Source organism: Terribacillus halophilus, from assembly GCF_900101385.1.
Classification (GTDB): Bacteria; Bacillota; Bacilli; order Bacillales; family Amphibacillaceae; genus Terribacillus; species Terribacillus halophilus.
The window spans coordinates 1-12,416 of the sequence record NZ_FMZB01000017.1 but is presented as its reverse complement, the minus strand read 5'-3'; the positions used below and the strand labels follow the sequence as shown (position 1 = coordinate 12,416).

17 protein-coding genes and 1 rRNA gene are annotated in these 12,416 nt (G+C 45.2%); 4 read left to right on the top strand and 14 right to left on the bottom strand.

The window, feature by feature from the left end; all coding sequences use genetic code 11:
* Positions 1 to 4 precede the first annotated feature (4 nt).
* Complete coding sequence (locus tag BLQ53_RS18110) at positions 5 to 775, bottom strand: TatD family hydrolase (protein ID WP_093728717.1); 771 nt, start codon at positions 773 to 775, stop codon at positions 5 to 7.
* Between the two features lie 68 nt (positions 776 to 843).
* Positions 844 to 2,802 carry a methionine--tRNA ligase gene (gene metG, locus BLQ53_RS18105; RefSeq protein ID WP_093728716.1) on the bottom strand — a complete coding sequence of 653 codons (1,959 nt, stop codon included), beginning with the start codon at positions 2,800 to 2,802 and terminating at the stop codon, positions 844 to 846.
* 461 nt (positions 2,803 to 3,263) lie between these two features.
* Between metG and BLQ53_RS18100 the strand changes: the two genes are divergently transcribed.
* Complete coding sequence (locus BLQ53_RS18100) at positions 3,264 to 3,542, top strand: transition state genes transcriptional regulator AbrB (protein WP_038562480.1); 279 nt, start codon at positions 3,264 to 3,266, stop codon at positions 3,540 to 3,542.
* 37 nt (positions 3,543 to 3,579) lie between these two features.
* On the opposite strand, the gene rsmI is transcribed toward BLQ53_RS18100, so the two are convergent.
* The 11 genes from rsmI to BLQ53_RS18045 form a co-directional block, all read right to left on the bottom strand.
* On the bottom strand, positions 3,580 to 4,455 hold the full coding sequence (gene rsmI / locus BLQ53_RS18095) for a 16S rRNA (cytidine(1402)-2'-O)-methyltransferase (RefSeq protein ID WP_093728715.1): 876 nt from the start codon (positions 4,453 to 4,455) through the stop codon (positions 3,580 to 3,582).
* On the bottom strand, positions 4,433 to 4,717 hold the full coding sequence (locus BLQ53_RS18090; RefSeq protein WP_093728714.1) for a GIY-YIG nuclease family protein: 285 nt from the start codon (positions 4,715 to 4,717) through the stop codon (positions 4,433 to 4,435). The genes rsmI and BLQ53_RS18090 overlap by 23 nt, the downstream gene beginning before the upstream one ends.
* On the bottom strand, positions 4,704 to 5,447 hold the full coding sequence (locus BLQ53_RS18085) for a tRNA1(Val) (adenine(37)-N6)-methyltransferase (RefSeq protein WP_093728759.1): 744 nt from the start codon (positions 5,445 to 5,447) through the stop codon (positions 4,704 to 4,706). Before BLQ53_RS18085 ends, BLQ53_RS18090 begins: the two co-directional genes overlap by 14 nt.
* A gap of 72 nt (positions 5,448 to 5,519) precedes the next feature.
* Positions 5,520 to 5,870, bottom strand: a complete 351-nt coding sequence (yabA, locus tag BLQ53_RS18080) for a DNA replication initiation control protein YabA (protein WP_093728713.1) — start codon at positions 5,868 to 5,870, stop codon at positions 5,520 to 5,522.
* 15 nt (positions 5,871 to 5,885) lie between these two features.
* The gene (locus BLQ53_RS18075) at positions 5,886 to 6,710 is read right to left on the bottom strand and encodes a PSP1 domain-containing protein (protein ID WP_093728712.1); all 825 of its coding nucleotides are present in this window, start codon (positions 6,708 to 6,710) and stop codon (positions 5,886 to 5,888) included.
* An 8-nt stretch (positions 6,711 to 6,718) separates the two neighbouring features.
* Entirely contained in the window at positions 6,719 to 7,705 is a 987-nt protein-coding gene (gene holB, locus BLQ53_RS18070; RefSeq protein WP_093728711.1) for a DNA polymerase III subunit delta', read from the bottom strand.
* A gap of 24 nt (positions 7,706 to 7,729) precedes the next feature.
* The gene (locus BLQ53_RS18065) at positions 7,730 to 8,167 is read right to left on the bottom strand and encodes a YaaR family protein (protein WP_093728710.1); all 438 of its coding nucleotides are present in this window, start codon (positions 8,165 to 8,167) and stop codon (positions 7,730 to 7,732) included.
* An 18-nt stretch (positions 8,168 to 8,185) separates the two neighbouring features.
* Entirely contained in the window at positions 8,186 to 8,515 is a 330-nt protein-coding gene (locus BLQ53_RS18060) for a cyclic-di-AMP receptor (protein ID WP_093728709.1), read from the bottom strand.
* Between the two features lie 27 nt (positions 8,516 to 8,542).
* Positions 8,543 to 9,187 carry a dTMP kinase gene (gene tmk / locus BLQ53_RS18055; RefSeq protein WP_170829771.1) on the bottom strand — a complete coding sequence of 215 codons (645 nt, stop codon included), beginning with the start codon at positions 9,185 to 9,187 and terminating at the stop codon, positions 8,543 to 8,545.
* Positions 9,184 to 10,605: an aminotransferase class I/II-fold pyridoxal phosphate-dependent enzyme gene (locus BLQ53_RS18050; RefSeq protein ID WP_093728708.1), complete on the bottom strand. Its 1,422-nt coding sequence runs from the start codon at positions 10,603 to 10,605 to the stop codon at positions 9,184 to 9,186. The genes tmk and BLQ53_RS18050 overlap by 4 nt, the downstream gene beginning before the upstream one ends.
* Before the next feature lie 71 nt (positions 10,606 to 10,676).
* Positions 10,677 to 10,856 (bottom strand): sigma factor G inhibitor Gin, encoded by a 180-nt coding sequence (locus tag BLQ53_RS18045; RefSeq protein ID WP_244499398.1) that lies wholly within the window; start codon positions 10,854 to 10,856, stop codon positions 10,677 to 10,679.
* Positions 10,857 to 11,172: 316 nt separating this feature from the next.
* On the opposite strand from BLQ53_RS18045, the gene BLQ53_RS18040 reads away from it, so the two are divergent.
* The 3 genes from BLQ53_RS18040 to BLQ53_RS18030 are packed head-to-tail and all read left to right on the top strand — an operon-like array spanning position 11,173 to position 12,120.
* Positions 11,173 to 11,730 carry a sigma-70 family RNA polymerase sigma factor gene (locus BLQ53_RS18040; protein ID WP_093728706.1) on the top strand — a complete coding sequence of 186 codons (558 nt, stop codon included), beginning with the start codon at positions 11,173 to 11,175 and terminating at the stop codon, positions 11,728 to 11,730.
* Complete coding sequence (locus tag BLQ53_RS18035) at positions 11,727 to 11,879, top strand: YvrJ family protein (RefSeq protein ID WP_093728705.1); 153 nt, start codon at positions 11,727 to 11,729, stop codon at positions 11,877 to 11,879. Before BLQ53_RS18040 ends, BLQ53_RS18035 begins: the two co-directional genes overlap by 4 nt.
* Before the next feature lies 1 nt (position 11,880).
* Positions 11,881 to 12,120, top strand: a complete 240-nt coding sequence (locus BLQ53_RS18030; protein WP_093728704.1) for a helix-turn-helix domain-containing protein — start codon at positions 11,881 to 11,883, stop codon at positions 12,118 to 12,120.
* 39 nt (positions 12,121 to 12,159) lie between these two features.
* Here BLQ53_RS18030 and rrf read toward each other — a convergent pair.
* Positions 12,160 to 12,273: ribosomal RNA gene (gene rrf / locus BLQ53_RS18025) — 5S ribosomal RNA — on the bottom strand.
* Between the last annotated feature and the right edge of the window lie 143 nt (positions 12,274 to 12,416).

Genomic DNA, 12,416 nt, shown 5'->3' with positions numbered 1-12,416 from the left:
CCCTCTATGATTTTATTTTATATAGTCTTTCTGCATTTCGCATTGTCAGCTCTGCCAATTCCTCGTATCCGATGCCGCGAAGCTCTGCAATTTGCTCAGCCACTAGCTTCACATAAGCAGGTTCATTGCGTTTGCCGCGGTTTGGATGAGGTGCCAGATACGGACAATCTGTTTCAATCAGCAGCCGATCAGCTGGTACCATTTTCGCTACTTCCTTCGGTGCCTTGGCATTTTTGAAAGTGACGGGACCGCCAAGGGAAATATAGAAATTCATATCCAGAAACTCCTGAACTAGATCCGCTTCATCACTGTAGCAATGCATGATGCCTCCGACTTCAGCTGCATTTTCTTCTTTTAAAATCGGGATGATGTCCTGTGTTGCTTCCCGATTGTGAATGATGATCGGCAGCTTGACGCGTTTAGCCAGCTGAATCTGCTGACGCAATACATCTTTTTGGATATCCTTCGGTGATTTGTCCCAATGATAATCCAGTCCCATCTCTCCGATTGCTACAACTTTTGGATGTGACGAAAGCTCCTCAATACGATTCAGGTCAGCATCAGTCATATCGATCGCATCAACAGGATGCCACCCGATTGCCGCGTAGACGAAGTCATATTTCTCCGCAAGCTCGATTGCTGACGTGATCCCCTCCGCATCGCAGCCAATAACGACAAGACGGGATACACCGGCATCCTTTGCCCGCTGCATCATCTCTTCGCGGTCTTCATCAAATTGCTTATCATTAATATGAGCATGTGTATCAAATAACATAGCAGATGTCCTTTCTATCTGTTAAAAAAGGAAAAACGCTTGCGTGCAAGCGTCTCCCCCCTCATTTATTATTTTACGATCGATCCATTCGGCAAATCCGACTCCACTGTTGCCAGCGCAAGTTTTCCAGCTGTACTTTCACCGGAAAGAATCATCCCTTCGGACATCTCCCCGCGAAGTTTAACCGGCTTGAGGTTCACCACACAAATCACTTTCTTGCCAACAAGATCTTCTGGTGCATAATGTTCTGCAATACCAGAGATGACCTGGCGCTTCTCTGTTCCTAAATCAAGCTGGATTTTCAATAGTTTATCTGCCTTCTTCACTTTATCGGCAGCGATGACTTCTGCCACCCGCAATTCCAGCTTCGCGAAATCCTCATACTGTACTTCCGGAAGCTTCGCAGTCTCCTGCTCTTCTTTCGGCTGTGCCTTTTTCTCTGGTTCTGGAACTTTCATCATGTTCTTGATTGCTTCCACTTCTACTTTTGCATCAAGTCGAGGGAAGATTGGACCTTCCTTCTTCACTTGACGGCCTGTTTTCACTTCTGTTGCAAGAAGCGTATCCCAATCTTGGCTAGCTTCTTCTACACCAAGCTGCGCAAAAATCTTCGCTGGTGTTTCAACAAGGAATGGACGAAGCAATATAGCTACTTGGCGCAGCACCTCTGCAAGGTGAGCAAGCACGTTTCCCAGACGATCGCTTTGCGCTTCATCTTTTGCCAGCACCCAAGGCTTCGTTTCATCGATATATTTGTTTGCCCGGCTGACCAACTGCCAAATTTTCGACAGAACAACGGAAAACTCCATGTTCTCCATTCCTTCTTCTACTTCCTTGACAGTTTGTTTTGCCATATCTTCCAATGCTTGCTCGAATGCCGTCTCGCCAGCAACGTAGGCAGGCACGATACCTTCTTTATATTGGCTGATCATTGCTACTGTACGGTTCAGCAAGTTGCCCAAATCATTGGCCAAGTCAAAGTTCGTACGATCGACGAAGCCTTCTGGCGTGAACACGCCGTCTGCACCGAATGGCACTTCGCGGAGCAAGTAATAACGAAGCGGGTCCAGTCCATAGCGTTCTTTCAAATCCACCGGACTGACGACATTCCCTTTCGATTTACTCATCTTGCCATCTTTCATCAAGATCCAGCCGTGTGCGAATACTTTCTTCGGCAGCGGCAGATCCAATGCCATCAGCATGATCGGCCAGTAAATCGTATGGAAACGAACAATTTCCTTACTCATCAAATGAACATCAGCCGGCCAATATTTCTGATAAAGACTGTCATCATCAGAACCATATCCCAATGCTGTGATGTAGTTGGAAAGCGCATCGATCCATACATAAATGACGTGCTTCGGATTCTCCAGCACTTTTGGTCCCCATTCGAATGACGTACGGGAGACAGCCAAATCTTCCAGTCCCGGCTTGATGAAGTTATTGATCATTTCATTCTTCCGGCTCACTGGCTGGATGAATTCAGGATTCTCCTCATAATACTGCAGCAGGCGATCAGCATATTTGCTTGTACGCAAGAAATAGGATTCCTCTTTCACACGATCTACTGGACCGCCGCAATCCGGGCATCTGCCATCATCCAGCTGTGTTTCCGTGAAGAAGGATTCACAAGAAGTACAGTACCAGCCCTCATATTCATCCAAATAAATATCATCCTGTTCCAATAGACGGGAAAATATTTTCTGAACAGTTTCCTTATGGCGAGGTTCCGTCGTGCGGATGAAATCTGTATTGGTAATCTCCAGCGTCTTCCACAGCGATTTGATATCTTTTACAATGTTGTCTACATATTCCTGCGGCGTCACACCTTGCTCTTCCGCTTTGCGCTGGATTTTCTGACCATGTTCATCCGTACCTGTCAAATACGCGACATCATATCCGCGCAGACGCTTATAACGAGCCATCGCATCACCAGCTACTGTCGTATAGGCGTGTCCGATGTGCAGCTTGCCACTCGGATAATAGATTGGCGTAGTAATATAAAATGTTTTATTCTCTTTCTGCATCTGCTAACCCTCCATTATAAAAAAGCTCACCAGCGTGAGCCGCTCGTATCGCTATTACACTTATTCTCTATTGTAGCGACTTTCGGTCATAAATTCCAATCCAGCAGAAATTTTTTCTTTCCATAAGCGACAAAAAAAATGAGCAGATATACGTATTTCTATGGTAATATTCCGACACATGAGGTTGATGTGTCGAAAAGTGTCGAGCATTCTACAGAACTCCACTACCATCTTTCTATTTATTTATCACTATTTATCTTACTCATTTTACATATACAACCATTATAATAGATAAAAAGACCCGAGATATTCCCTTTCTTATGTTTTTACTCCCAGCAAAATGCTGGAATTCAATTTTTTTGAATTGACACATATGTCAATCACTGGTACGATAGGCAGTAGTTAAATTGTCGAATAATGACGAATAAACATATATACTCACCCGAGAGGAGAAACAATAAATGAAATCAACAGGTATTGTACGTAAAGTAGACGAATTGGGAAGAGTCGTTATCCCGATTGAATTACGCCGCACACTAGGAATCAACGAGAAAGATGCTTTGGAAATCTACGTAGATGACGATCGCATCATCTTAAAAAAATACAAACCGAACATGACTTGCCATATCACTGGTGAGATTTCCGATGACAACTTGTCTTTGGCAAATGGTAAACTTGTTCTTAGCCGCGAAGGTGCAGAAGAGCTGATCAACGAAATCCAAACACGTTTGAACAAATAATAGAAAACCGCTTCATTTTGGGGCGGTTTTCTTCTGTTTACTCAACGTGATAAGCCTGATACACATCCCGTTTAGGGAGTTGGCGATCCACAGAAACTTGCTTGATCGCCTGCTTCGAAGGTAGTCCCTGATTTGCTATATACCATTCGACATGTTCCTGTATGCTCATATCCTGCCAAAAGGCTTGCTCCTCTTCCAGCTGTTCCGCTTCTGAAGCTCCTTCCACGACAAGGCAGAACTCTCCTCTCACTGTCTCAGAGGCAGCCCAATCCAATGCTTCCTGCACTGTTCCTCGCAGAAATTCCTCATATCGTTTTGTAAGCTCCCTGCCTAGTGCAATCCTTCTATCACCGAAACTATCCAGCAAGGCAGCTAACGTCTCTTTCAAACGATGCGGACTTTCATAGAAAATCAGTGTTGCTGCCACTTTTCGAAGCTTTTCCAATTCGCCGGTCAATTCCTTCTTCTTTCGTGGAAGGAAGCCATAAAATTGATACGCATCTGTCGAAAGCCCGGAACCGACCAATGCGACGAGTGCTGCATTTGCCCCTGGCAGTACAACGACCGGAAACCCAGCTTCAGCTGCCGCTTGGACCAATTCCTGGCCCGGGTCGCTAATAGCCGGCATACCCGCGTCACTGACCAGACCGACATCTTTTCCCTCTTCCAATAGATTGAGAAGCATTTGTTCTCGTGCTTTCCGATTATGCTCATGGTAACTGATAAGCGGTGTCGAAATGTCAAAGTGGTTAAACAGTTTTTTCGTATTTCGTGTATCCTCTGCAGCAACAGTATGTACTTGTTTTAAAGTCTCCAGCGCCCTTAGCGTAATATCCTGCAGGTTGCCTATAGGCGTCGGTATGATGAAAAGTGTGCCATTTTCATGCTGATCAAAACTTTTCTGTGATTGCATACTGCTTTCCTCCTTCCTGGACAAGTGCCCACTTTCGATGTTTTGACAGCTGTTTGATCCGGTATTCCTCACGAAGCGCCGCTTCTCGGGAATCAAAATACCTTATATATACAAGGATAAAAGGACCCCTGCCCTTTGTATATTTTGCCCCTTTACCAGCACTATGCTGCCTCAAGCGCTTAGCCAGCGCGTTTGTATACCCTGTATATAGACTGCCATCCTTGCATTTCAGCATATAGACAAGATGCTTATTTGCTGCCATACAGGATTTCCTCTAATTCTGCCGTATATCCTCCGTCTTCTTTGTGAGAATAAAGCGGCGGCAGGATTTTCAAACCCGGACTGCCATTACGGACACCTTCAATCAAAAGGATGTTTGCTTCTTTTCCAGGTTTCGGATACACAAGCCGCATCCGTTTCGGTTCGATTTTCTGCTCACGCATGGAAGTGACGATATCCAACAAGCGATCCGGCCGATGCACGAGACTGACCTTTCCTCCTGGTTTGACAAGTTTCCGACAGGCAAGAACGACATCATCCAGTGTGCACATGATTTCATGACGGGCAATGGTCAAATGCTCGTTCAGATTCTGCTCGCGTTTTCCCGGTGTCTTGAAATAAGGGGGATTGCACGTAATTGCATCAAATGGACCATTCCCCAAGACAGCTGGCATATCCTTCAGATCACCATGTATCATCTCCAACTGATCCTCCAACCCATTCAGTGCAACATTCCGTACTGCCATATCATAAAGGCGTTCCTGAATCTCGACGCCAGTCATCTTTGCTTTTGTCCTCCTGCTGAGCAGCAAAGGAATCACAGCGTTACCGGAGCATAAATCCAATATCCTTCCTCTAGAAAGAGGAATCGATGCAAAATCAGCCAAGAGAACTGCATCCAATGAGAAAGCAAATACAGTCGGGCTCTGGATAATGCGCATATTTTCTTCTGCAAGCAAATAATCCAGCCGCTCATCTCCTTTTAGTTCCACCATATTGTTAATTCCCTTCTCGTTTTTTACAAAAAAGGACCTTCCCTACAAAGTGTAAGAAAGGCCGTCACATCATTTATTCTTATTCAAGAACGTCAAACAGAACAAGCAATCTTCATTTCGTCTCGGACTGCCGAAGTGGACATTACAGATATGGAAACCTTCTTCGTATAAGCGCGCCAGGTTATCATATCCCTCACCAATCGGTGCTTCCTTGGACTGTGCTGCCTTGCCGCCAGCCTTCTGTTCCTGTTCAGCTTGTCCGTCAAGACGGTTGCGCAGGTGATGGTTTTCCACCGTCAGACGGTTATTCTCTTCCAATAGCTTTGCCACATGGCCCTTCACATCACCCAATTGCTTGTATAGCTGTCCGATTTGCTCTTCCATCTGTGTGACATGCTCTAATATTTCCTTCTTATTCACCGTCTCTCCACCCCATTATTCCATGGCTTGCGTTGAGATAACTCCTTCTTCGATCAGTTCATCTAAGGTGTACTCGATAACCCGTTCCTTTTCCGGCACTTCAATCTGAATCAGCCGTTCCAAAATGTTCAAGCCAACTACCTTACCCGATCCGTAAGAAGTCCGAATCGCTTCACCTAAATCCGGTAGCTCACGTTTCGCCTCTTCATACTCATCATTTTCATACTTCAGACAGCACATCAGCCGTCCGCACAAACCAGAAATCTTCGCTGGATTCAACGATAGATTCTGATCCTTCGCCATCTTGATCGACACTGGCTCAAAATCTCCCAGGAAAGTGGAACAGCATAGCATTCTTCCGCAAGGTCCAATACCACCAAGGAGTTTCGCTTCATCACGCACCCCTATCTGTCTCAGTTCAATCCGTGTCTTGAAGACTGCAGCCAGATCCTTCACCAGGTTCCTGAAATCGACACGGCCATCTGCCGTAAAGTAGAATATGACTTTATTCCGGTCGAAAGTATATTCGACGTCAACCAGATTCATTTCAAGCTTATGTTCCCGAATCTTTTTCTCACAAATCTTATGTGCTTGCGCAGCGTTCTCTGTATTTTCTGCCACGCTGAATTTATCTTTGTCTGTTGCGATACGAATTACTTTTTTCAGAGGGAGGACAACATCCTCTTCATCCACTTGCTTATCAGCAAGCACAACTCGTCCGAATTCAACGCCGCGAACAGTCTCTACAATAACATAATCGTCCAAAGCAACCGAAAGTGTGCCTGGATCGAAGTAATAGATCTTACCCGCCTTTTTAAAGCGGACACCAATGACTTGCATCTACCCATTCACCTCTGCATCTGAAGTGTTAATTTCTCCATAACAAGTGCAGGATGGACATTCTGGTCTAATTGGCGTTTCGCTTCCATAACGGACTGCAGAGCATCTGTGGCCCGCTGTCTCGTCCAATGGCGAAGGCTGTTCTCAAGCCTGTCTTTCTCCTGTATATAGATAATGGAATCCGGCCTGTCAGCATAAAGATAGATAATGTCTTTAAACCACAATAATAGCAGATGTAACGCCAGCTGCTGCAGCTCGCGATCCTTCATCACAGGCATCCATTGACTATGGATAAACAAAAGCGCTTCATTAGGCCTGGTTTCCAGCACTTCTACTAATTGTACCACTAGTTTTCGCGCTTTAGCAAACCACTCTTGACTGGAAATTTCCATTGCCTCATCATAATTCTGCGTCAGCTGGGATAAAAGCCGTGCCGATGACTGCGGCAGGCCCTCCGAAACGAGTAGTTTCTCAAACTGCCCTTCATGCAGTGGCTGCAATGCGAGGATCTGACATCTGGATTGAATCGTCTGAAGCAGTGCCTGACTGTTTTCAGTCAAAAGAATTGCTGTCGTCTGGGCACCAGGCTCCTCGAGGAACTTGAGCAAACGGTTGGATGCATTGGCTGTCATCTTATCCGCATCTTCCATTACATATACTTTACGGTCCGATTCCATACCCGTATAGGAGAATTCTTTTTGGAGCTGGAGTATCTGGTCATTTTTTATCGAGGCGCCATCCGGTGCGATCCAATGGAGATCCGGATGGTTGCCCGAGTCGATGCGGCGACAATCCTTGCAGTCATTGCAAGGCTCGGCACCATGACGATTCCTGCAAAAGATACTCTTGGCAAATAAGCGGCTCAATGCCGATTTGCCGGTTCCGCGCGACCCTTGGAATATGTAAGCATGAGAAATACGGTCGCGTTTTAGGCTGTTGACGAGCATCTTGCTGACAACAGGCTGTTTAGTAGACATTTCAGCCCAATTTGACATAATGTTCTTCCTTTATCAGTTACTTCATGTGTAAAGATTGAAGAGAAGTCCTTTTATCTCTCCGATCAGACCGAGAACACCGATCTGCTGCTTTTCCTGATTCATCAAAATCTCAGTCAGCTCCATCAGCTTCTCATCGATCTGCCGCACGGTCGTAAGCTTCCTGGAGCCATGCTGGTTCCAGGAATGCTCGTGATGCAGCTCCATCCCATTGTCCTTCACATCTTCCATGAACTTCTTAATCTTCCGTTTATACAAAGCAAGCTCGCGGAATGAACGTGTGCGTGCGAGTCGTTCTCCTTGCTTGGTGATGTCTGAGATCAGCTGCTGTAATTCCTGTCCTTGCAATTTCCGGCTTTGGGACTGCACCAGCTCTTGAAACCTTTTTGGCTCAGCTGATGCCTGTGTCGTATTCTTACGTGCAGCATCCAGCTGCGCACGTATATCAGGACCGATTTTCAACGGTATTGTCTCCTTTATTTAAAACTTGAAAAAGGAATCGACAGGCAGTACGAAAACAGTAGCTCCTCCTACCTCCACTTTGACCGGGTTCGGGATATAGGAATCCGCATTGCCGCCCATAGGGGATATCGGTGCCACCATTTGATTACGCTGACTGCAATTGTCCTTGATGATATCTAGTACATCATCGACTTGATCATCCTCACACCCGACCATCAGCGTTGTATTACCTGCTTTCAGGAAGCCGCCAGTCGTGGACAGCTTGGTCGTTTTGAAATTCTGGTCTCCCAGTGCATCTGTCAGCCTGTTGCTGTCTTTATCCTGAATGATTGCCAATACTAGTTTCATCTTATTTCCTCCTCCAAATCTTCTTCATTACTTTTCTTTGCCTTGCAAAAAAGCCATGATTGCTTGCACAGCATGCGCAGCAACATCGGCAAGCGGTTTGGAAGCATCAAGTGTCACATAGCGGTCTTTGTATTGTTCCCGAAGAATCTGATACCCTTCATAGACACTTTCGTGGAAGGATAACGCCTCCAAGTCCAATCGATTCTGCTCTCTACCTTTATTCTCCGAAATTCGTGCCAATCCTGCTTTTGGAGAAATATCAAAAAATAATGTCAAATCCGGCATGGTAGTTTCGACAGCGAATCGATTGATCTCCAATACCTCTTCCATTCCCAGACCACGTGTGTAGCCTTGATAAGCCAAACTGCTGTCGACAAAACGATCGCATAGTACAATCATTCCCTTTTTCAGCGCTGGCCACACCTTCTCCACCAAATGCTGTCTTCTGGCAGCTGCATAAAGCAGCGCCTCCGTACGGCCATCCATGCTTGTATTGGCTGGATCCAGAATCACTGCACGAATCGCTTCAGCTATCTCGATCCCTCCTGGCTCACGTGTAGCAAGCACTTGGTAGCCCTCTTTTTCCAATCGAGCTGTCAGAAGCGGTATAGCGGACGTTTTGCCTGCACCTTCTCCGCCTTCCAGCGTAATAAACAATCCCGTCAAAATCATTCTCCTTCTTTTAACCCTCGATAGGTAAACATCCCCTCTTCAATGTGTTCATTTTGAAAAGAGATGTTGTTATTCTTCCATAATTGTATCATTTCCACATGCTGTTTTGTAACGATTTCTCCTTTTGCCAACACTGGTATCCCTGGCGGGTAAGGAATGATCGCTTCTGCTGCAATACACCCGACAGCATCGGACCACTCCGTGAAATACGGCTGCTGATCCTCCATCTCTGCATAACTTACAGCAAGCCCCTGTATCGGCTCGGAAAATAGATGAGCTGCTTCCTGAGTCTCAAACTGAACGGGCGTCTCCATGTTGTTTATTGCAACGCGAACACGATCCAAATCATATTTTGATAATGCTTCCAATCCATGCACAAGCAAAATATGCCGATTGGTAACTAATTCCGGAAAAATACCGGCAGATTCCAGCATACTCGCAATCTGTTTTGGCTGATATCCAGATTGTACGCGCAACACAATTTTCAGCCAATCGCCGCCTTGTCTTTCCACTTCCCATAAATTCGATGCAGCAAGCAGCTCCCGAAATGCACCAACGGCCTTATACAGATGATCCATATCCGCAGGCGTGCGGGTAGCCAAGTACTTTCTGGCTGTATCTAGGGAAGCCAGCAGTAAGTAAGATGGGCTGCTGGACTGCAGCATCCTCAAATAACGATCGATAGAGGAAATGGAAACGTACTCGCTATTCAAATGCAGATACGATGCCATCGTGAATGCCGGTGCCATTTTATGAGCTGATTGGACAATGACATCTGCTCCAGCCTCTAAGGCAGTCATAGGCAGTGTGTCTGCAGTCCGAAGATGAACCCCATGAGCCTCATCCACCAACACTGGTATATTATGCTTATGTGCTTCTTGTACTGCTTCCTTCAAATCAAAAACCGTGCCGAAATAATCCGGATACGTCATTATCAGTGCTTTTGCCTCCGGATATATGGATATGGCTTCCTTTATCGTTTCCTGCGTGGGATGTGTATATCTCTCTTTGTCATCATCATATACCGGCGCTAAAAAGACCGGTTTTGCTCCAGCAAACTCTAAACCATTCAATACCGATTTATGGCAGTTGCGCTGTACAAGCACTACATCATTCCTGTTAATGACTCCTAGTATCATCGCCAGATTCCCAACAGTGCTCCCCCCCACCAGGAAGCGTGTTTGCTGTGCTCCAAAATAAGACGCTGCTAACAGCTGCGCCTCTGCAATCACATCTTCAGGAGCATGCAGATCATCCAACCCTGTCAGCTCCGTCTGATCAAGCAACGCTGCATGCCGCAAGAATGATTCTTCTTCAAACAGCGCTCCATTTTTATGACCTGGTACATGGAACGAGATTGGTTTTTTCTTAGCAAACTGCACCAGCCTAGTATATAAAGGCGTATCTAACTGATTCATTTCGTTCTTCCTTTAGCTTTTTCCATTCATTATACGCATACATACAGAAAGAAAAAAGCCTTGTACAGGCTTTAGTGGAATGTCATTTGATTCAAGTTCCGAAGTTTTTTTACAAAGTAATGATATTGCACTTCCTTCGGTTCTGTCTGGATGATCTTCTGCTCGCATTGTTTGCAGATAAATAAACGATACAGATGTATCCCTTCTTGTTTCTCTTGATCACAGATTCCGCATAAACAGTGTTTGCTCATCATACTCCACCTCCGTTAGGTTAGTTTCTCCTAAACTAACGAACTTCATACCTGTCAATCTTGCATTCTAAGTTTATGTTCACCTTTCAAAGATGTTGTTTGTACGCTTTGTACGTATTGACGTTGTCAAAGGGGGAATTTCTTTCCTTTTATAAACTATAGGGTATAGGAGGAAACCCACCTATAATTCCTACAGCTGGCAGCCCAAATGGACAAGCTGGTTGGGACTGTCCGAAAAAGTCTTTTCAAAAAGGCTGATTTTTTTTACACTTAAACAGAACATATGTTCGTTTACTAGTTGAAAGGGGGAACATCAATGTGCGGCAATGAAAAGCCTAATAACATAATTCATCCAAATACAGCTTTGATGCAAGGCTTCTTGAAAGAGGAACAGCACCGGTTGATATACGAACAAGCGACACGTTATCCTTCTGCGGCTAATTTGCAAAAGCTTAATTCTGCTTTCCAGCAATTCTATACAGAAATACAGTTAACGAATTACCTTACGATGACTCTTAGTTATTACGCCAGGAATTACAGCAAACAAGCAGCAAAACTTTCAGGCAGGGAATTATCCATCCTGGACCAGCCAGCAAGCGAAGAACAGGAAGACACCAAAAAGGATATGCTTGTCGCCAGAGAAGATCAAACTGTATACAGATGGGAACAAGCAATACACGAACCAGCTCTCTTGATTGCTATTCAAGAGCTGCCCATGAAGCAGAGACATTATTTAGAGCTTCATTTCATCCATCAGCTGACTCATACCGAGATTGCCGAGAAACTGAATATCTCACAGCAAGCTGTTTCCAAATCGATTAAAGCTGCGCTTAAAAAGCTCCGTTCAGTTTTGTCGAAAGGAGATGCACCATGACAACAGAAAGCATTATTTCCATGATCGGTAACCTTGGGTTCCCTATTGTAGTATCGTTTTATCTGCTCATACGTCTTGAGCAAAATATCAAGCGCCTGGAACAAACACTCCAGGCGCTGATAGATCAGATACAAAAAGGAGGAGACTGAATTGAACACATTGCTTGATCTGACAATCAGAGCAAAAGAAAACGATATTGCAGCAATGGAAGCTGTCCTTATTCGCTTTCAACCCAAGATTAAAAAATTAAGTAGCTCCGCTCCCTATGCTTGGAAAGAAGATATGGAGCAAGAACTGTGTATTCAGCTAATCAAAGCCATCCACCGATTTGAGATCAAAGAAGTGGAACCCCAGTGGAATTTCTCACATCGCCTTCATTCGGCCATATAAAAAATCCCTGATCCTTATGTGGATCAGGGATTTCATCTTGCCTGGCAGCGTCCTACTCTCGCAGGGGCGAACCCAACTACCATCGGCGCTGAAGAGCTTAACTGCTGTGTTCGGCATGGGAACAGGTGTGACCTCTTCGCTATTACCACCAGACAATGCAAGCATTCAATTGTATGAACCCTCAAAACTAGATAAGAAACTTTTCATGCTTTACATCTCATGCGTGCCAAGCACCGGAGTGCTTGGTCTTTGGCGTTGACTTACTAATGACTAGCGCTGCGGCTAGATCCAGCTCC